At 47.2% G+C, this 23,826-nt stretch carries 22 protein-coding genes and 2 tRNA genes; 18 read left to right on the forward strand and 6 right to left on the reverse strand.

Translation table 11 applies throughout. From position 1 onward, the window contains the following. Together ABY044_RS03895 and ABY044_RS03900 are read right to left on the reverse strand one after the other, a co-directional pair. The coding region (locus tag ABY044_RS03895; protein WP_373018370.1) for an autotransporter-associated beta strand repeat-containing protein at window positions 1-2,179 on the reverse strand (2,179 nt) is incomplete at its 3' end. Between the two features lie 247 nt (window positions 2,180-2,426). Further along, window positions 2,427-3,461, reverse strand: a complete 1,035-nt coding sequence (locus ABY044_RS03900) for a helix-turn-helix domain-containing protein (RefSeq protein WP_373018372.1) — start codon at window positions 3,459-3,461, stop codon at window positions 2,427-2,429. A gap of 274 nt (window positions 3,462-3,735) precedes the next feature. On the opposite strand from ABY044_RS03900, the gene ABY044_RS03905 reads away from it, so the two are divergent. The 5 genes from ABY044_RS03905 (at window position 3,736) to mtnN (ending at window position 5,806) form a co-directional block, all read left to right on the forward strand. After that, window positions 3,736-3,811, forward strand: a tRNA-Phe gene (locus ABY044_RS03905). A gap of 40 nt (window positions 3,812-3,851) precedes the next feature. Next, window positions 3,852-3,935: transfer RNA gene (locus ABY044_RS03910), tRNA-Leu, on the forward strand. Window positions 3,936-4,114: 179 nt separating this feature from the next. Next, window positions 4,115-4,564, forward strand: coding sequence for a hypothetical protein (locus ABY044_RS03915; RefSeq protein ID WP_373018374.1), 450 nt, complete (start codon window positions 4,115-4,117; stop codon window positions 4,562-4,564). A 19-nt stretch (window positions 4,565-4,583) separates the two neighbouring features. After that, complete coding sequence (gene luxS, locus ABY044_RS03920) at window positions 4,584-5,105, forward strand: S-ribosylhomocysteine lyase (RefSeq protein WP_373018376.1); 522 nt, start codon at window positions 4,584-4,586, stop codon at window positions 5,103-5,105. After that, window positions 5,102-5,806, forward strand: coding sequence for a 5'-methylthioadenosine/S-adenosylhomocysteine nucleosidase (gene mtnN, locus ABY044_RS03925; RefSeq protein WP_373018378.1), 705 nt, complete (start codon window positions 5,102-5,104; stop codon window positions 5,804-5,806). The genes luxS and mtnN overlap by 4 nt, the downstream gene beginning before the upstream one ends. 79 nt (window positions 5,807-5,885) lie before the next feature. Here mtnN and ABY044_RS03930 read toward each other — a convergent pair whose 3' ends face one another. Next, window positions 5,886-7,421 (reverse strand): putative bifunctional diguanylate cyclase/phosphodiesterase, encoded by a 1,536-nt coding sequence (locus ABY044_RS03930; RefSeq protein WP_373018380.1) that lies wholly within the window; start codon window positions 7,419-7,421, stop codon window positions 5,886-5,888. A gap of 147 nt (window positions 7,422-7,568) precedes the next feature. Between ABY044_RS03930 and purT the strand changes: the two genes are divergently transcribed. The 4 genes from purT (at window position 7,569) to ABY044_RS03950 (ending at window position 11,398) form a co-directional block, all read left to right on the forward strand. Further along, on the forward strand, window positions 7,569-8,750 hold the full coding sequence (purT, locus tag ABY044_RS03935) for a formate-dependent phosphoribosylglycinamide formyltransferase (protein WP_373018382.1): 1,182 nt from the start codon (window positions 7,569-7,571) through the stop codon (window positions 8,748-8,750). 339 nt (window positions 8,751-9,089) lie between these two features. Further along, window positions 9,090-9,521 (forward strand): flagellar export chaperone FliS, encoded by a 432-nt coding sequence (gene fliS / locus ABY044_RS03940; RefSeq protein ID WP_373018384.1) that lies wholly within the window; start codon window positions 9,090-9,092, stop codon window positions 9,519-9,521. Window positions 9,522-9,731: 210 nt separating this feature from the next. Beyond that, complete coding sequence (gene rpoH, locus ABY044_RS03945; protein WP_373018386.1) at window positions 9,732-10,628, forward strand: RNA polymerase sigma factor RpoH; 897 nt, start codon at window positions 9,732-9,734, stop codon at window positions 10,626-10,628. 50 nt (window positions 10,629-10,678) lie between these two features. Then, window positions 10,679-11,398: a YoaK family protein gene (locus ABY044_RS03950; protein WP_373018388.1), complete on the forward strand. Its 720-nt coding sequence runs from the start codon at window positions 10,679-10,681 to the stop codon at window positions 11,396-11,398. Between the two features lie 38 nt (window positions 11,399-11,436). Here the strand turns inward: ABY044_RS03950 and ABY044_RS03955 are convergent, their stop codons facing one another. From ABY044_RS03955 to aroK, 3 genes are read right to left on the reverse strand one after another with little or no spacing between them, the layout of a single operon-like run. After that, window positions 11,437-12,330 carry a D-hexose-6-phosphate mutarotase gene (locus ABY044_RS03955; protein WP_373018390.1) on the reverse strand — a complete coding sequence of 298 codons (894 nt, stop codon included), beginning with the start codon at window positions 12,328-12,330 and terminating at the stop codon, window positions 11,437-11,439. Between the two features lie 59 nt (window positions 12,331-12,389). Further along, the gene (gene aroB / locus ABY044_RS03960) at window positions 12,390-13,475 is read right to left on the reverse strand and encodes a 3-dehydroquinate synthase (protein WP_373018392.1); all 1,086 of its coding nucleotides are present in this window, start codon (window positions 13,473-13,475) and stop codon (window positions 12,390-12,392) included. Window positions 13,476-13,518: 43 nt separating this feature from the next. Continuing rightward, window positions 13,519-14,043 carry a shikimate kinase AroK gene (gene aroK / locus ABY044_RS03965; protein ID WP_373018394.1) on the reverse strand — a complete coding sequence of 175 codons (525 nt, stop codon included), beginning with the start codon at window positions 14,041-14,043 and terminating at the stop codon, window positions 13,519-13,521. Between the two features lie 312 nt (window positions 14,044-14,355). Here aroK and gmk point away from each other — a divergent pair, with 312 nt between their 5' ends. From gmk to ABY044_RS04010, 9 genes are all read left to right on the forward strand, one after another. After that, window positions 14,356-14,973 carry a guanylate kinase gene (gene gmk / locus ABY044_RS03970; protein ID WP_373018396.1) on the forward strand — a complete coding sequence of 206 codons (618 nt, stop codon included), beginning with the start codon at window positions 14,356-14,358 and terminating at the stop codon, window positions 14,971-14,973. 47 nt (window positions 14,974-15,020) lie between these two features. Continuing rightward, on the forward strand, window positions 15,021-16,208 hold the full coding sequence (locus tag ABY044_RS03975; protein WP_373018398.1) for a DegT/DnrJ/EryC1/StrS family aminotransferase: 1,188 nt from the start codon (window positions 15,021-15,023) through the stop codon (window positions 16,206-16,208). Between the two features lie 9 nt (window positions 16,209-16,217). Beyond that, window positions 16,218-17,291, forward strand: coding sequence for an iron-containing alcohol dehydrogenase family protein (locus ABY044_RS03980; RefSeq protein WP_373018400.1), 1,074 nt, complete (start codon window positions 16,218-16,220; stop codon window positions 17,289-17,291). A 143-nt stretch (window positions 17,292-17,434) separates the two neighbouring features. After that, window positions 17,435-18,181 (forward strand): 3-deoxy-manno-octulosonate cytidylyltransferase, encoded by a 747-nt coding sequence (gene kdsB / locus ABY044_RS03985; protein ID WP_373018402.1) that lies wholly within the window; start codon window positions 17,435-17,437, stop codon window positions 18,179-18,181. A 62-nt stretch (window positions 18,182-18,243) separates the two neighbouring features. Further along, the gene (locus tag ABY044_RS03990; protein ID WP_373018404.1) at window positions 18,244-19,476 is read left to right on the forward strand and encodes a 3-deoxy-D-manno-octulosonic acid transferase; all 1,233 of its coding nucleotides are present in this window, start codon (window positions 18,244-18,246) and stop codon (window positions 19,474-19,476) included. 92 nt (window positions 19,477-19,568) lie between these two features. Then, a complete protein-coding gene (gene rpoZ / locus ABY044_RS03995; RefSeq protein WP_373018406.1) occupies window positions 19,569-19,793 on the forward strand; it encodes a DNA-directed RNA polymerase subunit omega in 225 nt (74 codons plus the stop codon). 20 nt (window positions 19,794-19,813) lie between these two features. After that, the gene (locus ABY044_RS04000; protein ID WP_373018408.1) at window positions 19,814-21,955 is read left to right on the forward strand and encodes a bifunctional (p)ppGpp synthetase/guanosine-3',5'-bis(diphosphate) 3'-pyrophosphohydrolase; all 2,142 of its coding nucleotides are present in this window, start codon (window positions 19,814-19,816) and stop codon (window positions 21,953-21,955) included. 115 nt (window positions 21,956-22,070) lie between these two features. After that, window positions 22,071-22,457, forward strand: a complete 387-nt coding sequence (locus ABY044_RS04005; RefSeq protein WP_373018410.1) for a RidA family protein — start codon at window positions 22,071-22,073, stop codon at window positions 22,455-22,457. 469 nt (window positions 22,458-22,926) lie between these two features. Continuing rightward, window positions 22,927-23,820, forward strand: a complete 894-nt coding sequence (locus ABY044_RS04010; RefSeq protein WP_373018412.1) for a hypothetical protein — start codon at window positions 22,927-22,929, stop codon at window positions 23,818-23,820. Window positions 23,821-23,826 lie beyond the last annotated feature (6 nt).

The raw sequence follows: 23,826 nt of genomic DNA on the forward strand, positions 1-23,826 counted from the left end.
TATTCGTTCCCGTTAGGGTCACTACGCCCGTATTCGACTTGATCAGATGACCTGTGCCACCCATGGCTCCGGCATAAGTACCGGATGCACTTTGGTCAAACACAACATTCGCATTGTTCACGATGTCGCCCTGCAATGAGTCGGTCGTGCCTTGCAAGGTTCCGCCACTCACTGTAGTTCCGCCGCTGTAGGTATTCGTTCCCGTTAGGGTCAATACGCCCGTATTCGACTTGATCAGATGACCTGTGCCGCTCATCGCGCCGGCATAAGTGCCCGATGCACTTTGGTCAAATGCGACATTCGCATTGTTCACGACGTCACCCTGTAATGAATCGGTCGTGCCTTGCAAACTACCGCCATTGACGGTGGTGCCGCCACTGTAGGTATTAAGACCGATAAGGGTTAATGTGCCCGTCCCCGTCTTGACCAAAGAACCTCCACCACCGGACAGTACACCGCTAAAGGTGGTCGAGGTATTATTTCCACCCGTAGTCAAAGTGTTAGCACCAGAATAGCTCAAATCAACATTACCAGCCCCAGCTAAAGAGCCAACGGTTAGATTACCAGCAAGTACAAGCGTTCCTGTTGAATTTACGGTAACTGCACCATTACTTCCCAATGCGTAATTACCGTGTGCGTATAAAATACCGTTATTGATATAGGTGTTACCAGTGTACGTTTTGTCACCCCAAAGACCTACACTTCCAGCTCCTTCTTTTGTAAAAGAGCCTGTACCGCCAATGCCGTGGATCATATTCCTGTTGCCTGAATGAACATCAACAATAAGCGCTCCATTATTGATGTAACTCCCCTTTGAGAAATTTGATATTTTGAGCGTGCCATCCTCAATAACGGTATTGCCACTATAATTTGCATATTCTGTATGCGTTAACGTACCGCTGCCTTTTTTGATTAGGCCGCCATCGGCAAGTTCAAAACGACCATTGTAAATCACATTATTCGCACCTGTATCAATGGTTCCGCCACCACTATTCAGTGTAATACTGCGTCCGCTGTTGAGCGTCAGATCAGACGTGGCTTGCAAGGTACCGCCGTTAAAAACAATATCTCCACTGGGATCACCCAAGTTGCTGTCGCTACTGATCGAGAGCGTACCGTCATTTATGGTGGTTCCGCCGCTGTAGGTGTTGCTGCCGGACAAGGTCAAGGTTCCTGAACCATTTTGGGTGATGGCACCAGATCCGGAAACAGTGGATGCAATGCTCGTATTTCCAGCTTGATTCACATTCAACGATGCACCAGATCCAATTGAAATATTGGTCGCATTGACAACGCCTGTACCACTCAAGTTATAGGTGGCGCCGTTATTAACATTCAAGTTGGTCGCCCTTAACGTAGCGGCAGATTGGTTCAGGATACCACTGGCTCCCTGACCGACATTAACAGTCGTGGCACTGGCATTTTTATCCAGAGTTAAAGTGACACCATCATTAACCGTGATAGAAGCCAAGCTTCCAGAGCTACCTCCTGTGTTAATACCTAAGACGGAATCCGTATCATAGTTTCCTGCAAAGATTAGAGCCCCGTGATTAGGAGTGGAGCCTTGAATAACGCCCGACCCTTGATTTTGTAAAATCAAAGTACCTGTAGAGCCCAAAATGATACGAGTACCATGCAACACACCGGTGCCGGACTGGTTATAAACAGCATTAGGCAACGTTAAATCCATGTCAGAGTTAAGAGTGACCGTTCCTGCAGTTTGATTGAGCGTACCGTTAATATTCAAAAAATTAGCGGCAAGATCATGCCCTAAATTAAATGTGCTGCCATTCCTTAAAGTTACCAAGTTAAGGTCCCCCGTACCGGCGATGCCAAAACTATTCTGACTGGTCGTTGAGGCCTCCACTGAAACCATGCCTCGTCCATCAGCTTGAGTGGTCACCGCCCCGGAAGGTGCATTGCCCCCCGTCAGTTTTAAAGGGTCAGAATTAGTAACACCAGGTAAGAATTCAACGGTAGTAACCGGATTTACACCATCGACCGTACAGCCGCCTGAACCACTCGCGATGGTGACCGCACCCGCCGCACAACTACCGGCATTTGCATAATTCATATTGCCGAATGCCAGCAACGGCAACATGGCGACAACCAGTGGCTTTAATTTTGTGCGAAAAATACGAGAGTCCGCTTCTTTATGCGTTCTTACGATGCCTAACATTTGTCCATTCCCCTGATATTGATTTGATATCAGAAACTTTAGGCGTGAAAAATGTACACGACTATCCGATTTCCGCAAATTCACTATTAAACGGGAGGTTTTTCTAAGATTTATAGCCAAAGGAATCGTTGTTTGAAACGAAAAATCCGTTAATAACCGGACAGCCAAGTTTGGCAATAAGATCAATTCCATTCTTTACATTAGAAAGAACAGTCGCTTGTATATAGAAAAGGAAAATATTAATAATTCAGGAAGCAAGTGTTTTCGAAGGGCTTTCGTTAAATAACTGGCGGTACTCGTGGGCAAACCGACCTAGATGCAAGAAGCCGAATCGCATCGCCACCGTCGTGACAGTAGTTGACTGTGGGTCAGAGGCGCGCAAGATTGCACGCACACGGTTTAGTCGACGGAAACGAAGGTATACATTCGGGGGCATATCGACATAACTCCGAAATGCATATTGCAGCGTTCTTTCGGAGACACCGATTAACTTACAAATATCAACGACGGTGGGGACGATATCCGATGCGAGGCTATCTTCTATAAAATCACAGGTCTTTCGACAAATAGAAAGCGCGCGCTTTCTTTTTTCGATGGAAGGCCGCAAATCATCAAGCCCTGTCGAGGCCGCTACCTGAAGAACATTTTGTAGCAACATGCTATGAATTTGCTCTGTTAGCATGTGCGAACTCGACACAACATCCATTTCGGCCATTTTTAACCATCTATTTACCGTCTCTTTTAATACACCTTGCTGAGCCGTATCGATAGCGAGCAATTGCTGCGGCGTGCGTTCCCAAGCCGTTGGATTAAGCACTCTGACACTATTCAAAAATTCTTCTTGGTCGAGACTGATGTAAGCGGTTTGAATGCCTGCAGGCACAAAAATATCAAATTCGGTATTTTCAGGCAGAAAAAATACCGTCTCATCCTTAGCCATGTCGAGTTCCGAAAATCGACATCTGGGATCTGTCGTGCAATAAGAAATCGTGCAAAGATTTGGGGGAGTGACCCCCTGTTTTTGAACGGCCGCCTGCTGGCTTTCACGAACGATCTGTTGGTTGCCTAGATCAAGACAGTCCATCTGAGCAATCCGACTACCCCGACTGAGCTGGTAACAATCCATTTCAATCCATGACTGCATCGAAGCCTGAACAGATGAATCTTCAATAACCGCCGAATAAAAGCCGTTTCTTCCAGCCATAGGAACCACCGCTTTCGGCCCATCCTGAATCTGAAAATCTTCTAGCGATTCGTGAATATCGGCTGGATTTTCTTTCATGCCCTACTCATTGTTTTTAAAAGATTTATTAATGGATTGTACTCCAACCCTGACGACAACATCGAACATTAACGCCTTTAAATTCAACGCAAAGTTCTCACTTGTAAAACAACCATGGAAAAGACTGTTTTCTTATGTAGATCCAGTAGCCCAAAACTTGCTTTTTACACCGATTGGTTCAAATTCAATCTCCAATGTAAATTTTAGATATTTTTTTTCAAATTAAATTTGACAGCCGCCAAGCCCATCCCTATAATACGCCAAATCTAATTTAGGCCTGATAGCTCAGTCGGTAGAGCAAGGGATTGAAAATCCCTGTGTCCCTGGTTCGATTCCAGGTCAGGCCACCATTTCTTTATGTAGTTTTCTAAAAACTACAACAAAAGATACGCGGGAGTGGTGGAATTGGTAGACACGCCAGATTTAGGTTCTGGTGCCTTTGGTGTGAGAGTTCGAGTCTCTCCTTCCGCACCATCTTTATGTGAGGTCCACCCCCCTCACATAGCCCCCAAAAGCCAGCTTATGCTGGCTTTTTTTATGTCTGAACTTTGCATTTACAACAACTTAAGCGCGCTTGTCGATTCACTCGTCTACTTAGATTATGGTATCCTTTTCAATCCTACTTGATCCTTGCCTAAACCCGGAGTGTTAATATGCGCCACCCATTGTTAAGTACTCTTTTTCTAGGCTTTTTATTGTTGGCCGGTTGCCTCGGAATAACTCAACCTGAAGATGAAGACATCAAGGACATGGCAACCCAATACTTTAACCAGGAGTACCCGGGGCTGTTTAGCGTAATAGAAGCACGCAAGGACAATGGTTACAAACAGAACGATACGCACTACGTTGCCGAAATGACCATGAGAGTAAAAGCGGATCGAACCTTACAGGAATACACTGAACTCATCATGATGGATCAGTCCCTATCCGCTTTGGAAAAGATCTCGCGCACCGTCAATCTCGGTTTACTTAAAATGACCGTTCCGGACTTTGTGCCCGGAGACAAACTTGAATTTAAACGTGACTATCTCTTTATCAAAACCGATAACGGTTGGTTGTTAAAAAAACAACTGATCCCGGACAATCAATCAGAATCCATTTAATTTTTAACAGGACTTTGCTATGCCTTTATTAGACAGTTTCACCGTTGACCATACCATTATGAATGCACCTGCGGTTCGTGTAGCCAAAACCATGCAGTCGCCGTCCGGAGACACTATCACGGTATTCGACTTGCGTTTCAACAAACCGAACGAATCGATGATGGGCGAAAAAGGCATTCATACTCTGGAACACTTATTTGCCGGCTTTATGCGCAACCACTTAAACGGTAACGGCGTTGAAATCATCGATATTTCGCCAATGGGATGCCGCACCGGTTTCTATATGAGTTTATTGGGTTCTCCAAGTGAAGAACGCGTTAGCCAGGCCTGGCTGGATTCCATGAAAGACGTATTAAATGTCGAGCGCATGGAAGACATTCCCGAACTGAATGAATATCAGTGCGGAACCTACGTCATGCACTCGCTTGAAGAAGCTAAACAGATCGCACAAGAGATCATCGATCACGGCATCGGCGTCAACAAGAATGAAGAGATCGCCTTATCGCCTGAAACCTTGAAATCCTTAGGTAACGAACTATGAAAGTAGCCATTATCGGCGCTATGGAGGAAGAGATCGCCCTTCTGCGCAGTCAGATGACCTACCTACAAACTCAAAAACACGCGGGCTTCGAATATTACCTGGGACAGATCGGCGATATCGAAGTGGTATTGCTGCGTTCCGGAATCGGTAAGGTCAATGCCGCCATCAGCAGCACGCTATTACTGCAACTTTACGATCCGGATTACGTCATCAATACGGGTTCTGCCGGCGGTTTCCATACCGATCTGAACGTGGGCGACATCGTCATCAGCAGCTCGGTCTGCCATCATGATGTCGACGTCACCCCCTTCGGCTATGATCTGGGACAGGTTCCGGGTATGCCGTCCTGCTTCCTACCGAGCGAAAAGCTGGTGAAAGCCGCTCAGAACAGCATTGACGCATTAAAGGAAGTGGTGCACATGCACGGTTTGATCGCCACCGGTGACCGTTTCATGCATCAGCCGGAAGACGTAACAAACACACGCAATAATTTTCCCGAGATGATTGCCTGTGAAATGGAAGCGGCGGCGATCGCGCAGGTATGTCATACGTTTGACACGCCGTTTGTGATTATCCGTTCGCTTTCGGATATTGCCGGTAAAGAAAATGCGGTGACCTTTGAAAAGTACTTGGAGCAAGCTGCAACCCACTCCGCCAAAGTCATTCTTGAAATGCTGAAACAGCTAAAGAAAGTTAAATAGCAAATACATAGAGTAAATGCTTAACGCCATACCGACTTGATCTGTATGGCGTCATTCAGAAACGATCGTAACGATCTCTTTAGGCTCCGACTCGATGGCGAGCCATCAAATGGCTGTTGAAACGGCCGGCTTCGATCGGCGTAGCCCAAACCTTACCTTGACCCATCAAACATCCCCATTGACGTAGCTTGCGAACCTGCTCGTGCGATTCCACACCCGTAGCGATCACACAGATATCCAAACTCTTCGCCATCTGAATCAAACCTTGCAACCAGGCCTGTCCGCTTTTGGTTTCCATCGATTTTTGCAACCAATCCTTATCCAGCTTAATCTCGTTTAGCTGTAATTCGGACAACAATGCCAAATCCAAAGGATAAGCGCCCACTTCGGTCAACGTGATCTGATAACCGGCGTCACCCAACTCTTTTAAGGTCTTTTTAAGTTTACCGTCGATATTTTGTAAAACACCTAACGAAAACTCCAACTGCAACTGCTCTCGGCTGACTTGATAGTTTTGAATACGTTCATCCATAAACGCCACCAAATCCTGATGCAGCCAAAGACTGTCCAGTACTGGGACGGAAACCACCAACTCGCTTTCCAGCTCGCGCCATTGCTGTAGATAATATAAAGACGTATCCACCAACCAGGTGGCAACGGATTGAGACTTGCCGCTTTTAACCAGCAATTCCATCCAGCTATTCATATACGGGCTGTCAAAATGCTCGTTGTTCCAACGTGCTGTCACACTGGTTCCAACCACTCGACCCGACTTCAATTCGACCTGAGGTTCGAAACAAGTTTCAACTTCGCCATTGTCGATTGCCGTCGCAAACTCGTCCTGCAATTCGTGACATCTTGCCGGCACTTCTTCCAATATCTCGTTATAGAAACGGTAAGTACGACGGCCTTTCGATTTGGAAACATATAAAGCGGCATCGGAATTTTCCATCAATTCGGAAGGGGTCGCGCCGTCCATAGGATAGCGAGCTACACCGATACTGGTAGAAATCTCGGCCTCTTTTTGACCTAACCAGTATGGACGACTCACCTCGGTGATAATGCGCTTACAGATATTGACGATATCTTCACGACTGGACAGATCCGCCAATAAAATGACAAATTCATCTCCACCGCGTCGACTGACGATATCACCCTCGCGTACCGAGGAAATCAAACGGGCGCCAACGTTTTGCAACAACTCGTCACCTGCATGATGGCCCAACACGTCATTCACGGCCTTAAACCCGTCCAAATCCAAAAACAACAAGCTGAATTCGGTTTTATCGGCCTTGGCACTTTCCAATACCTTTTCCAAAGTTTCGCCAAAGTAAGTACGATTCGGAAGGTGCGTCAATGAATCGTAATTCGCTTGACGGAAAAGATCACGGGTACGCAACTGCACTTGAGCTTCAACCATATCGGCAATTTCTGCAGGCATATCAACCGTATGCGAAAACTGCTTTTGCAAATCACCGATTACTTTCTTGATGTTCGAACGCTTTTCCACTTCGCTGCGTTTAAGCATTCTGGTGGTTCGGACACTCTCATCCTCAAGTAACATGCCGATCGAGTCGGCGTGCCGCTGTTTGTCTGATTTTCGAAGCTCTAACATGCTGAATCCTTGTGCAAACAAATCCACTTCTTGAACTGAATCTGTGAAGTGGTTTGCCGTATAATGTCGCAATCTATTCGATGAAAATAACGGACTGTGATTGCTGTCTTTTATCATTCTTAACTTGTATTAAGCAAAGGAGATGCCATGTCTAGCATTGGTACACCATTTTCTGCAACAGCCACCCGCGTTCTACTCTGCGGAGCTGGGGAGTTAGGCAAGGAAGTTGCCATTGAATTACAACGTTTAGGCGTAGAAGTGATTGCCGTCGACCGTTACGCAAACGCCCCTGCCATGCAGGTTGCAGACCGCTCTCACGTAATCGAGATGTTGGATGGCGATGCCTTGAGACAAGTCATCGAACAGGAAAAGCCACATTATGTCGTACCGGAAATCGAAGCGATCGCCACCGACACGCTTGCAGCGATGGAAACCGAAGGCGTCACCATTATTCCGACAGCACGTGCCACTCAATTGACAATGAACCGTGAAGGCATTCGTCGCTTGGCCGCAGAAGAACTTGGACTGCCGACCTCTCCTTACGAATTTGCAGATACACTGGAAGACTTTACGGCAGCCATCGAAGGCATTGGAATGCCTTGCGTGGTTAAACCGATCATGAGTTCCTCCGGGAAAGGCCAAAGTGTCATAAAATCGGCGGACCAGATCGAATCCGCTTGGGCCTATGCCCAGGAAGGCGGACGCGCAGGGAAAGGCCGCGTCATCATTGAAGGGTTTGTCGATTTCGATTACGAGATCACGCTACTAACCGTACGCCATATTCACGGTACCAGCTATTGCGAACCGATCGGCCATTACCAAGAAGACGGCGACTACCGTCAGTCCTGGCAGCCACATCCGATGAGCACGGCAGCGTTGGAAAAATCGCAAGAGATCGCCAAAAAAGTGACGGATGCATTAGGCGGTTTCGGTCTTTTCGGTGTGGAGCTGTTCGTAAAAGGCGACGAGGTTTATTTCAGCGAAGTCTCGCCACGCCCCCACGACACCGGTTTGGTGACGTTAATGTCGCAGGATCTTTCCGAATTCGCTCTACATGCCAGAGCGATCCTTGGATTGCCGATTCCGAACATTACACAGCATGGACCGTCTGCTTCAAGCGTCATATTACCGACCGGAAGTTCGACCCAGACTTCGTTCTCGAACTTGGAAAACGCATTGGCGGAACCGGATACCCAGATCCGCCTGTTCGGGAAGCCGGATATCAATGGCCGACGTCGCATGGGAGTTGCAATCGCCCGCGCTGAAACCATCGAAGCGGCGATAGAAAAAGCCAAGAACGTAGCGGCTGCCGTTAAAGTCACCTTCTAACACTCCATTTTGCCGCTCAACGTTAAGCCGACGAAGATTAACTACGTCGGCTTACTGAACGGCCACTCCAAATCTTTGACACTCAATCGATTTTCAGCTTCTGTTTCACCCCGTTCTTGCTTCTAACCGCTCTTTTTATAAAAATATTTTAATAAAAATTAATCATTTAAAATCAAATACTTATAAAGAAACACTGCCTGTTCTGTCACGCAATTCCTCCACCTCAATCCCGCTAACTATTTGATTTTTGGCATGCTCCCTGCTGTACGGCAACTAACAGCATTACTTTAATTTTTTAGAGGCATTTTTTGCCATATAACACACTGTAGGGAATTTGCCATGACAACAAACAATCCAATTTCAAAAGCACAAGCACCTCTTTTAAAAGAGTATCAACGCAGTCAGGAAACGGAACAGCACTTAGCTGAAAACCCGCGTAAAACCGTTTTATTATTGCTTCAAGGCGCGGTAGACAAAGGAAATCTGGCTAAGGTCTGTCACCAAAGTAACGCTTTGGTTGAAAAGGGCTTTCATCTAGGCCGTATGACTACCATTTTGGACGCTCTGCGTGACCGTCTACAGTTCAGTCAAGACACGCCTTTGGCTTTCGATCTGGAAGAACTTTACCGTTATGCCGACCAATGCATTCAAGAGTCGGTATTTGAAAAAGAAACGTTCTATCTGGATAGCGCCGTTGAGATCCTGACCGAACTACGCGACGCTTGGTTGGAAATGATGCAGCAAACCGGACAGCTATCGGAAAACGATTAATTTCATCGGCCTTAAAAAATCGACTTGATCGATCTTCAAGCCGGAATGAGCAGTGCTTATTCCGGCTTTTTTATTCTCAAAAAGCAATGTTTTTCAAACACTTAACAACACCATTAACAAAGTGTGAATTTTATTAGCACTCTCTTGCAATGAGTGCTAATAATCTGCTAGTATTAGGCTATTCAATTAAGTTTAGGAGGGAGACCGAGTATGAAATCTCTTGTAAAACACCCAAAAACTAAACAACCTACCACGCACGCCGGGCTACCTGCCACGCGTGTATTGGCGCACGAATTAACGCCGGGACAAAACCTGGATACTTATCTACGTACGGTTCAAAGCATTGAACAGCTAACGGCCGAACAGGAAAAAGCGCTTGCCGAAAAACTTTACTACGATAAAGACTTATCGGCGGCTCGTCAGCTGATCTTATCTTCTTTACGTTACGTAGTACCGGTAGCACGTTCGTACAACGGATACGGCCTGCCGTTAGGCGACATTATTCAGGAAGGTAACATCGGCTTGATGAAAGCGGTCAAACGCTTTAATCCAGAAGAGAACGTACGTCTTATGACGTTTGCGGTCCACTGGATTCGTGCCGAAATTAACGAATACGTAATCAAAAACTGGCGTATCGTTAAAACCGCAACCACTAAAGCGCAGCGCAAACTGTTCTTTAAGTTGCGTAGTACCAAACAAAACCTGGAATGGTTCAGCGATAAAGACGCCGATACGGTTGCCGAAGAATTGGGTGTAACCCGTAAAGACGTTTTGGAAATGGAAAGCCGTTTATACGGTAAAGATTTGTCGGTTGATCAAACTGCGGAAGAGGACGAAAACACCACATTCCCAATTTTGATTAGCCACGACGCCGATCCGGAGATGGCTTTAGTTCAAGAAAACCAAGCCGAGTATGAACTGTCCAGAATGCAGGCGGCACTTGCGACCCTGGACGAACGCAGTCGTGCCATCGTCCAAAAACGTTGGTTATCGGACGACAAAGTCGGTTTGAAAGAACTTTCCGAAGAGTTTGGTGTTTCCATGGAGCGAATTCGCCAAGTGGAAAAGCAAGCACTAAACAAACTTAAAAACCAACTGATTGCTTAATTAACCTTAAGGCCTGTTTTCTAACAGGCCTTTTATTTTGCCTTCTACACATGCCCTATCCGCCTAAAGAAATCCCCGAAAATCCGGAAATTGCTCCGGAACTGCAATTCTCGATACGAAAAATATTTATCATCGCGATGATCATGGCGTCTATGGCCGGTTACATCAACAGTGCCATGCTGATTGAATTCGGGATTCCCGTTAGCCAGATGACCGGCGTTGCCTCGCGCTTAAGCGATGCCATCGTCCATCTTGAACTCAACGATTTCATAAACAGCTTCACGATTCTAATCGGTTTTTTATGCGGAGCCTTTCTCTCCGGATTGTTAATCGGAAGAGCGCAATTTAAAACCACGGCAAATTACGGTCACGCCTTACTATTAAACTGTGCCATCTTGGCGACGGCGACTCTGTTCAGCTTCATCCAATCGGAGATATCCCTGTTCCTCAGTGCGATAGCCTGCGGTTTACAGAATGCACTGGTGGCCAGTTATCGCGGCTTGCAACTCAGAACCACCCACATGACGGGAACGGTGACCGATATCGGCGTACACCTGGCGAATAAGGTCAAAAACAAACAGCCTTGGCCGTGGCAGGCGAACTTGCTACTGGTACTGTTATTCAGCTTTTTAATTGGTGGGGTATTGGGAATTTTCGCCTATTGGAAATTCCCTAACTGGTCGTTGATCGTGCCGAGCTTGATTACCGGTTGCTTAGGATTAATTTATCTCAAGATTTACTTTCATAAAGCAAATCAAGCCACAAATTGAAGTTCGACACGACTTGGGAAAAGACAAGGATTTAGAACTTATAGCGTCTCGGCACAGAGAATCATCACCATGCAATGCTTCTCTTCACTTGGAATCACCACCTGATTATCCAGCACATTGCCGCTTTCTACACAGGCAAACTCCAGCCAACCTTGTTCGGGAATATCGTCAAATCCCTTGACGATTTCCGGCCCCGGATTCCATACCACACTGGAATCCGAATTCCGTTTCTCGATCACGATACGACGCTGATTTCCCAGATCCTCAATAACGGCTTCACCTTGATGGTTTAAATAAACCGAATCTTTCGGCGGATGAATCACGACCGGTTCCGTCTGAATTTCCGGTGGTGCTTCTTCGTTAAGTTTGTCCAGATGAATGGTGTTTCCCAATCCGGCGACCGTCAACCCTCTCGGATCGGCTACTTTGAAGTAGGTGTGTAAGGCTTCGGTAATTTCGATGTCATGATCGTTAAGATTGGTTGTCGTGAGCGAAAGAGCCAACTTGTCGCCGACTTCGATCTTAAGCTCCAAATGAAAAGCGTGCGGCCAGACCGATCGGGTTTCAGCGGTATCATCGCAAACCAATATCACTTCGGTCACACCGGAAGGCAAATTTGCAACACGGTCAAGATGCCATACCATATTGCGAACAAAGCCATGAGCAGGCAAACCTGCCGACTTTGCCTTCCCGAACCACGGCCAACAGACGGGAATACCGCCGCGCACCGCTTTCTGACCGTTATATACAGCCGTAGGACTAACCCATAAAAGATCTTGCCCGCCTTGCGGCACATAACTGAGTACGCAAGCGCCGTGGGTCGTAATGGTCGCTTTGGCGTATTCGTTCTCCACGTCGATCATCATCAAATGATCGCGCATCGAAAAAGTCACACCTTGGACATTGAATTGACTGACGAAACGCTCCGGCATAACGGACTCCTTAATCAAAAGGTCACTAAAAAAATTTCCGCCCGACCACAACGCCTAGATTAACAACGCCATTCCGTCAGGGTTTTTTGCAATAATTCCGCAGGATAATCGCCGGTAACGTAAGCTTCACCAATGGTTTTAAGCAAGACCAAACGAATCGTACCCGCTTGCACTTTCTTATCGCCCGCCATCAAATCCATATATTTCTGATTTGGCATTTCTTCCACCGAAGGCGGACAAACCGGCAATTTAGCACGCTCGAAAATCGCTTGAATACGTTCGAAATCCGCTTGATCGATGTTGCCCATCAATTTTGACATGTACGCCGCCTGCATGGTTCCGACACTGACGCCTTCGCCGTGCAACCAAGCACCGTAACCCATACCGGCTTCGATCGCGTGACCGAAGGTGTGTCCCAAGTTGAACAGCGCACGCATATCGGCCTCTTTCTCGTCCTTGGCGACAATGTCGGCTTTATTCTGGCAAGAACGTTGAATCGCTTCCGCCAAAGCCACCGGCTCACGAGCCAACAAGGCTTCCAAGTTCGCTTCCAGCCATTCGAAAAACGGATAATCCCCGATCAAACCGTATTTGATTACTTCCGCCAATCCGGCTGACAACTCGCGATCTTCCAACGTATTCAAAGTCTTAGTGTCGATGATGACGCACTGCGGCTGGTGAAACGCTCCGATCATGTTCTTACCTAACGGATGGTTAACACCGGTCTTACCGCCCACAGAAGAATCTACCTGCGATAACAATGTCGTCGGCACCTGAATGAAATTCACGCCGCGCTGGAACGCCGCCGCTGCGAATCCGGTCATGTCACCGATTACACCGCCGCCCAAGGCGACCAACGTGCAACGGCGGTCGAAACGCTTGCCGATCAGAGCGTCAAACACCTGATTCAACACTTCTAAATTTTTATACTGCTCGCCGTCGGGTAGAATGACCGACTCCACTTCAAAGTCGGCAAACGCTTTTTTGCACTGTTCCAAGTACAAAGGAGCCACGGTTGTATTAGTGACAATCAACACCTGCGTGCCTTTTACATAAGGCTTCGCCAGCTCGGCATTGCCCAACAAATCTTCACCAATAAAAATCGGATAACTTCTATCCCCTAATTCAACCGTTAACGTTTTCACTCGCCACTCTCTTAATGTTTCTAATTTTGTTCAACTGTGTTTTTTATACAATCTGATCGGCCTGCAACTGATCGGCAATCAACTTCACGACCCGATGCACCGGCACTTGCTGGGTTTCAATCACCAGATCCGCCATTTCCAAATACCAAGGTTCGCGTTTTACCATCAAATCCTTAAGTACCTTTTGCGGATTGGCCTGCTGCAGCAACGGACGGTTGCGGTCGTGTTTGGTTCTTTGAATCAAAGCTTCCACCGGTGACTTCAAATAAACTACGAACCCACGGGTACGCAAATGTTTGCGGTTTTCCTCGCGCTCGACCACGCCTCCGCCGGTTGCCAGGATAATTCGTGGGCGCTGCGATAACTCGTCGATTACGCTCTCTTCACGATCGCGAAAACCGGATTCGCCCTCGATATCGAAAATCATCGGAATCGTCGCCCCGGTACGCGCTTCGATTTCATGATCGCTGTCGATAAACTCGTACTGCAAACGCTCGGCCAATGCACGCCCTACGGTTGATTTCCCCGCACCCATCGGACCTATTAAAAATATACTTTCTTTATGCATACAGGCATTGTAATGGATTTACGGTTTTGCCTCCATTTAAGATTTTTAAAAATTCTCAAAAAAATCCTAAGGCTACGTCCTTAAATTCAAGCATTTAAGCAAAACAACGCATCGACGATTTATAAACGAGCCCGATGATTAATCGGCCATCTCGCTACAACAAAAAACACACTCTTTCTATAAACTGAATTGAGTTTTCAAATGTATGCTTCGCTTAGATTCCAACTACTCGAATTTCTCTGTTAAAATAGCGCATTACTAAAAATAGCTATAACCTCATAATAAAAGATATTTCTGGATTGGAGACAGGCAATGAGCGGTTCACTTTATATTATTTCTGCCCCTTCCGGCGCGGGTAAAACGTCGCTGGTCAGCAAATTAATTGAATTGGACAGCCACATCAAAGTTTCAGTCTCGTCTACCACCCGCCCGATGAGACCGGGCGAAGAAAACGGCGTCAATTATCATTTCTTGAGCATTGAGCAGTTCCAGGAAAAAATCGACCAAAACGATTTTTTGGAACATGCCAAGGTTTTCGATAATTTTTACGGTACGTCAAAAAGTACGGTTGAAGCGCAATTGAAAGCCGGAAAAGACGTCATCCTGGAGATTGATTGGCAGGGCGCCCAGCAAGTCCGCAAGCTGATTCCCGAAGCGATTTCGATTTTTATTCTTCCTCCTTCACTGGAAGAGCTGCATCGTCGCCTCAATGGTCGAGGCACCGACAGTGAAGAAGTGATCGCCCGCCGCATGCAAGACGCCGTCAACGAAATGTCGCACTATGATGAATTCGATTACATCGTCATCAACAACAACTTTGAGATTGCTCTCAAACAACTACACAGTATTTTCAGTGCAGGCCGCCTCACCAAAAACAAACAAGTGATGCAGCATGCCAATTTGATTGATGCACTTATTTCTTCTAAATAATCGGCTATCAACCGCTAACCGAACCACAGCGACCAAGGAGTCACGCAATGCCAGGCTTTGAGATTTTTGACGAATCTGAAAAACAACAAATTAATGAAGTGATGGAACAGGGCTTTACCTTCCGTTATAACTTTGATGGCATGCGCAACGAGGTTTGGAAGGCGCGCGAACTCGAAGGTTTGATTTGCGACACCCTTAAGGTTAAACATGCCCACTTGGTCTCAAGCGGGACCGCTGCGCTTTCAACCGCTTTGGCATCGGCCGGTATCGGTGCCGGCGATGAAGTGATCGTTCCGCCGTTCACCTTCGTTGCCAGCGTAGAAGCGATCGTTTTAGCCGGAGCGATTCCGGTCTTTGCCGAAATCGACGAAACCCTGACCTTGTCGCCGGAAGGCATCGAAGCGGCTATTACGCCGCGCACTAAGGCCGTCAACTTTGTGCACATGTGCGGTTCGATGGGGAAAATGGACGAAATCAAGGCGATCTGCGACAAACACGGTTTGATCCTTCTTGAAGATGCCTGCCAAGCAACCGGTGCGACCTACAAAGGTCAAGCGTTGGGAACTATCGGCCAAGTGGGAACGCTCTCTTTCGATTCGGTTAAAACCATCTCCTGCGGTGAAGGCGGGGCGGTTTTGACCAACGATGAATTGATTTATGCCCACGCCCATATGTATTCGGATCACGGTCACGACCATATCGGTATGGATCGTGGCGCGGAAGGCCACCCGATTATGGGAACCAACTACCGCATTTCGGAAATGAATGCAGCGGTGGGCGTCGCCCAATGGAAAAAACTGGATCGTATCCTGGAAATTCAGCGTCGCAATAAAAAAGCCTTGAAAGAAGCGTTGTCGCAATACCCGGAAGTCACGTTCCGCGAAATCCCCGACGAAGAGGGAGACAATGCCGGCTTCCTGAGTTTCTTCCTACCATCGGAAGAACGTACTCAGGAAGTTGTCAGCGCGTTAGCCGCTGAAGGCGTACCGGCCGTATTCTACTGGTATGCGAACAACTGGCATTACTGGAAAAACTGGACGCACATCCACCAAATGAAAGGGCCGGCTAAATTACCGATCGAATTGGTTGCCGACCGTCCGGATTACACTCAGGTTAAAACACCGAAATCCGACGCAATCATGAGCCGTACCTTGTCGATGCTGATTCAATTGGCATGGACGGAAGAAGATATTCAAAAACGCATCGATGCTTTTGCAAACGTATTCAAAAAATAGGTTTATCCAATGAAATTTCGTAACTTTAAAACCGTTCCTAAAATCATCTTCGGACGCGGATCTTTCGAACAATTAGACGACGTTCTAGCCGTAGAACGCCAACAGGCAGACGACTTTGTCGTATTTGCGGTTGATCACATTCACCGTGACCGCCCTCTGAAAGACCAGATTCCGGCACAACCTCAAGACATGATCATCTGGATCGATACGACGGATGAACCGAAAACCAGCTATGTCGACCAATTAACCGAAGAAGTCCAGGCGTTCGCCAACGGCAAAAATCCGGTCAGCGTTGTCGGTCTGGGCGGCGGTTCGACTTTGGATATGGCCAAAGCGGTCTCCTTGATGCTGACCAACCCGGGCGGCTCGGCTGCCTACCAAGGTTGGGATTTGATCAAAAATCCGGCGGTTCACCACATCGGTATCCCGACCCTTTCGGGCACCGGAGCCGAAGCCTCTCGCACCACCGTATTAACCGGACCGGACAAGAAACTGGGCATGAACTCGGATTACACCGTATTCGACCAGATCATCCTTGATCCGGATCTAATCAAAGGCGTACCGAAAGACCAGTGGTTCTATACCGGTATGGATTGTTATATCCACAATATCGAAGCGTTGAACGGTACTTATATCAACGAATTCGCACGTTCTTTCGGTGAAAAGTCACTGGATCTTTGTTACGAAATCTTCCTGGAAGACCATCCGGATGCAGACGAGAAACTGATGATGGCTTCCTACCTGGGCGGACAAAGTATCGCTTACAGCCAGGTCGGTGCTTGTCATGCTCTATCTTACGGATTGTCGTACGTTTTAGGTTACCACCACGGTATCGGTAACTGCATTGCGTTCGACGTGCTGGACGACTTCTACCCTGAAGGGGTCAAAATCTTCCGCGAGATGATGAAAAAACACAACATCACTCTGCCTAAAGGCATCACCAAAGACATGAGCGAAGCCGACATGGATAAAATGATCAAAGTCGCTTCCGGTTTGGCGCCTTTGTGGGAAAACGTTTACGGTCCGGACTGGCAGACGCATGTCACACCTGAAATGTTGCGCTCCCTATACGAGAAGATGTAATTTTCAGACGTTGTTTTTTCGGTTTTGGCGGTATTGTTGACTGGGACATAAAGTCGCACTCAACGCCCAGCCAAACCTCAAGAATCAAGCCCTGAAAACTGAATCGTTTTTACTTACCCAAACTTAAAATCGAAGATTCCAATATGAACACCTATGTCTTTATCCCTGCGCGTTACGGTTCTTCCCGCTTACCCGGAAAACCTTTGAAACTGATCAACGGCAAACCGATGATTCAGCACGTTTACGAACGCATCGCGCAAGCGCAAGGATTAAAAGGCGTTTATGTCGCCACCGACGACGACCGTATCAAATCCGTCGTCGAAGAGTTCGGCGGCCAGGTCGTCATGACACCGGCGGAAGCGGCTTCGGGAACAGACCGTATCGCCGCTGCGGCGAGTGCCGTCGGTTTAAAGGACGACGATCTGATCGTTAATGTTCAAGGCGATCAACCGCTGGTTCATCACGAATCGATCGAGGACGTAATCGCGCCTTTTATGGCCGCCGATTACGACGGCAGTTTCGAGATGAGCACCCTGTCGTTCAAAATCGTTAACGAAGCGGAAATCACCAATCCCAAAGACGTTAAACTGGTAACTGACGTCAACGGTTTTGCGCTGTATTTTTCGCGCGCCACGATTCCACACGGCCGCGACTACTGGGATCACGACAGCTTTAAACACTTGGGCGTTTACGCTTACACCAAACGCTTTGTCGACCTGTTCAACACCTTGCCGATGGGGCGCTTGGAAGATATTGAAAAGCTTGAGCAACTGCGCGCACTGGAGTTCGGACACAAAATCAAAGTGGTGGAAAGTAAATGGGATTCACCGGAAGTCGATCTTCCAGGCGACATCGCCATTATGGAAGCCTTATTGATGGCAGGACATTGAAATTCGCTCATTGCGTCTTCAATAGCTGATTTTTAACTCTCTTCGAGCTGAAATTTACGACCATGTACCAGCTGCTCATTCGTCTATTAAGCCCTTTGATCTGGGTTCTAATTCTAATCGATGCCTTTAAACGCAAAGGCGGCTGGTCGTTTGTCGTTCAACGCCTGGGGCTTTACTACCCTGCGCCAAAATCCACAGACACTCAACAAAAGCCAATTTGGTTTCACTGTGCGTCCGTCGGCGAAGTCAAAGCTGCGGAACCCCTGATTCGTGCACTTTTATCGCACTACCCGCTGTTAATCACCACGAGCACCCCAACCGGTAAAGATTTAGTACTGTCGAGTTTCGGCGATCAAGTCGTCCATCGATACCTGCCGTTGGATTGGCCGTTTGCAATCCGTCACTTTCTCAAGCGTTATCAACCCGCTCGACTCTGGGTAATGGAAACCGAAATCTGGCCTAATCTTTATCGCATTGTCGCCTCAAAACAGATCGAACTTTGCATTCTCAACGGCCGCCTGTCCAAAAAAACCTTAGGCGCTCCGGCCTGGCTACAAAAAGCCTACCGGGAAAGCCTTCAAAAAGTGAATAAAATCATCGCCCGTTCGGAAGAAGAAGCCCAACGTTTTCAAGCACTGGGAGCCAATCCTGAAAACATCCAGGTGCTTAATAACTTGAAATACGCGGCGCTGACGGAAATGCATAATCCGCCTCGCCCGATCGAGCGCCCTTACGTACTGGCCGCTTCAACCCATGAAGACGAAGAATTCAAGATAAGCCAACTGTGGCTGGAATTACAGCGTCCCGAACTGTTGGTGATCGTACCGCGCCATCCGCAGCGCAGCATTCAGATTCAAAAACAGTTGAATACGCTCGACCCGAAATTAAAAGTGGCGAGTAAAAACAAAATGCCCGAGCCGCAAACAAAACTGTTTTTGGACGACCGCATGGGAAAACTGATCGCATTATTCGCCCATGCCGAGCTGGTCATCATGGGCGGTAGCTTCGTTCCCAAAGGCGGTCATAACATCCTTGAACCGGCCGCTTTCGCCAAACCGATCATGACCGGTCCGGACATGTCCGATTTTGAAGACGAACTGGCCTTACTGAAATCCCACCAAGGGATTATTCAATGCCACAGTTACTCCGATCTCAAGGAAAGTCTTGAAACCTTGCTGAACCACCCTCAAGCCGCTGAAAATCTAGGCAAAGGCGCCAAGAAAGCGCTTGAAGTTCAACAAGATACCTTGGAAAAATACCTCATTGCTCTCGACATTTTTATTAGCGGACACTAAAAATAAGGGTTTCGCTAAATTTTCATCTTCGGTATCATTAAATTTAAGGTAAAATAACTCCTTAACTTTGAAATTTAAGATGGATTGGAATTATGGCTCGAGTTACCGTAGAAGATTGTTTAACCCAGGTTGAAAACCGTTTTGAATTAGTGCTTGTCAGTGCAAAACGTGCACGTCAGCTTGCCAATGGTGCTGAACCGACTTTAAGTTGGGATAATGATAAGCCAACCGTAATGGCATTACGCGAATTAGCAGAAAACTCAATTGACCGTGATGTGGTCATGGCGGATCCTGATACCCCTCCGTATTTCAGCTAAGAAGCGTCCCTATCCAATCTATGCCCACACCAAATTCTCTTCAAGGCTTAATTGAAAAGGCGTCGCTTTATCTAAACGACGAGAGCGTCGACAAGATAAAAGCCGCCTTTGAATTTGGTGCCAAGGCACATGAAGGCCAAACCCGCAAAGCGGGAGGCGACTACATCTGGCATCCGGTTGCAGTCGCTGAAATTCTGGCTGAAATGCAACTCGATCAAGAGAGCATTATCGCCGCAATCCTGCACGACGTTGTCGAAGACACTCCCTACACCAAAGACGATATCATCAGTCAATTCGGTGAAAACGTTGCCGAGATTGTCGACGGCGTCACCAAACTCGGTAAACTGCAGTTCGAGACTCCCCAGGAAGCCCAAGCCGAAAACTTCCGTAAAATGATTCTGGCAATGGCACGCGACATTCGCGTCATCCTGATCAAATTGGCCGACCGACTGCATAACATGCGCACACTTGGCGTCATGCGTCCGGACAAACAGCGCCGAATCGCGCACGAAACCTTGGACATCTACGCACCGATAGCCGCACGATTGGGCATCAACGCGATCCGTATCGAACTTGAAGACCTCGGCTTTAAAGCGATGCATCCTTTACGTTTTGCAGTGTTGGAAAATGCGGTTAAAAAGGCACGCGGAAATCGTCATGAAGTGATTGAGCATGTCACCGAAACATTGCAGAACCGTTTGGCACAGGAAAACATTCCGGCACGCGTCATCGGGCGTGAGAAGCACCTTTACAGCCTCTATAAAAAGATGCGTAACAAGCGCCAAAGCTTCCGCGATATTCTGGATATTTTCGCTTTCCGCATCATCGTCAACACAGCCGACGAATGTTACCGTACGCTGGGAACGGTTCATTCGCTCTATAAACCGTTACCGAACCGTTTCAAGGACTACATCGCCATTCCTAAACCCAACGGCTACCAGTCTCTACACACTGCCTTATTCGGCCCTTACGGCATTCACCTTGAGGTGCAGATTCGTACCGAAACCATGCATGACGTTTCCGAACATGGAATCGCCGCACACTGGCACTACAAGGACGGGCATCAGAATAACGAAAACTCGCTCAGCTCAGTGGAAGTACTTGCTCAGGAATGGGTGAAAAACTTACTGGAAATTCAACAGAGTGCCGGTAACTCATTAGACTTCCTGGAAAACGTCAAAATCGACCTATTCCCGGACGTAATTTACGTTTTCACTCCGAAAGGTGACATCATCACCCTGCCTAAGGGCGCGACTCCGGTTGATTTCGCCTATGCGGTTCACACCAATATCGGCCATTCAACCGTGGCCTGCCGAATAGACAAAAAGTTGGTCCCGTTGCGTACGCCGCTAGAAAGCGGTAAGACCATCCATATCATCAAAGGTAAGGATGCCCAACCGAATCCGTCATGGCTGAATTTCGCCACCACCGCTAAAGCGCGATCGCAAATTCGCCACTACCTAAAGAATCAAAAGGCAGGTGCCGCAATCAGCCTGGGCGAAAAACTCCTGACCAAAGCGTTGCGTACACACAATATGGCTTACGACGGGTTGACCGAGTTGATTCGACGGGAAATTGCCGGTGCTTTAAAACTGGATCACTGGGAAGATCTTCTCAGCGAAATCGGTTTAGGCAACCGCATGGCCGGACTGGTCGCCAAACAGATTCACGATCTGCTTCTAGGAACGGAAGACAAAGTACCTGCAAAAGAACCCAATCCGGATACCCCTTTAGCGATCTCCGGTACCGAGGGTATGGTCATCAATTTTGCAAACTGCTGCCATCCGATCCCCGGTGATAAGATCGTCGGTTTTATCAGTACCGAAAAAGGGTTGGTCATTCACCGCGACGACTGCCATAACGTCAAGAAGATCAAAAACCAACCGGAAAAGTTGCTCGACGTAAACTGGGAAACCGATCACGAAGCAACCTATCTGGCCGAAATTCAACTGGAAGTTAAAAACCAGCGCGGCGCCCTGGCGACCATCGCCAATGAAATCGCTAAAAACAAAACCGATATCGAGCGAGTACGTTCGGAAGATAAAGACGAAACTTACAGTCTCATGAACTTTGTCATCGCGGTGCGCGACCGAACGCATTTAGCCCAAGTCATGCGCTTCCTTAAGCGTGTTCCTATCGTAGATAAAATCCAACGAATCTAACCGTTTTTTTACGGTATTCCGCACTCAAATATCCTAAAATGTTCAAAACCGGCCGACCTGTTAATTTTGCTACAATAGTTCGGCTTAACCATTTAATTGATAAAGGAACCCCATCATGCGCGAAGTGATTTCCACTCCTAATGCCCCTCAAGCAATCGGCACATACTCTCAAGCAGTACGCGTCGGCAACACGGTTTATCTTTCCGGACAAATCGCCCTGATTCCGGAAACCATGGAGCTGGCTGAAGGCGACATTTCCGAACGTATCCATCAGGTCTTTAAAAACCTGTCTGCGGTATGTGAAGCAGCGGGCGGTTCCTTACAGGACATCGTCAAACTGAATATTTTCCTGACCGATATGTCTCACTTCGCGAAAGTAAATGAAATCATGGCGGAATACTTCCAACAGCCTTATCCGGCACGCGCTGCGGTAGCCGTGAAAGAGCTACCTAAAGCAACCGACGTTGAAATGGACGGTGTTATGGCGCTCTCTTCTTATTAAACCGAGACCGCGACTAACCTTATCCAAAAAGCCCTCATTTCGAGGGCTTTTTATATTCACGACAGCTACATACAGCTGAACCTTTGAATATCCTCCTGCAACCGAAGCCGTACAAACTCTCCCCCAACTCAAACACACATTCACATTTGGAAACGTCGTATATCGACGTACAAAATGGTGCAATTCACACTTATTTAAGTTCAATTATCAAAATTGACTGAAATCTATAAAAACTTTCTAATTTTTTTATTTTATTTACGACTTAAATTTCTCTCACAAAACCCCTTCTTCAGCACTAAATCGGTACAAAACCGGCAAATTAGTACGTGATAAATTCCGCTGCATTCATACAACTACTTACCCTTCTTCCAATAAATTTTCACCTTTGCATTTTTAGTAAAAAAACTGGCATTTAAACTGCTTTTTGTCCGGAATCATTCAAAACTGAATCGTATAAAAAGGAATATCAATGAAGATTTCAAACCGTTTATACCTGTTACTGTTTATCGTTGGCTGCTTCATTCCATTGCAGGTATCCGCCGCGGACGAAACCCCTAGTCATGTGTTTCAACTCGCATCTGACTTGGAAAACCAAATCATGGCCATTCGCAAGGACGCTAAAATCCGTTCTAAAGTCAGTAAGCCGCCGGTACAAACAAACAAACTTCCGGTACACGTTTATTCCAAAGCGATTGAACTGAATGAAAAGATCATTCGTTTACAGCAAAAGTTTAATCTCCCTACTGCAGAACAAAAAACCATTCCCGTGCGCGACATCACGCCAACCGACGTATTCCAAATCGTACAGTTCCTTAACGAAGAACTCGGAAAGGTCATGGAAGCGAAAGGATTGCAATTCGAACACGCCGCATTTGTCGATAATAAGACCCCTTCGAGCACCTATGAAAAAATGATGGAAGTCTCTCTGGAAATGGATGATTTAATCGGGCCTATCGACCCGAACCAGGTATTCCGTAACAGTGAAATAATCGATGCCGAATTCGATCTTATCGCCAATAAGATGGGCGTTAAATTTCCGGATCGCAAAGTTCCTCTAGATAAAACAGCCTCTCCCTACGATTCAACGATTGAAGGCTTCATGAATCTGTACAAAATCGCCAAACTCGAACGCAAACTGGGCATTCCCGCAGTACGCGTATCGGACTTTCCTGTCGGCAAAATCACACCGACCGAGGTGTACGACATGACGAATAACATTCTGGCCGAACTCGTGCGCATCAAAGCAAAATTGGGCATCACCGACCCGGCTTCGACGCCAAAACTGCTTGAAGGCAAAAAACCTTACGAAGTGCATCAACTCATGGTTAAAGTTGGTCGAAAAATCGATGCTTTAGCACAGTAAGGAGCT

Source organism: Thiomicrorhabdus sp., assembly GCF_041583835.1.
In the GTDB taxonomy this organism is placed as follows: domain Bacteria; phylum Pseudomonadota; class Gammaproteobacteria; order Thiomicrospirales; family Thiomicrospiraceae; genus Thiomicrorhabdus.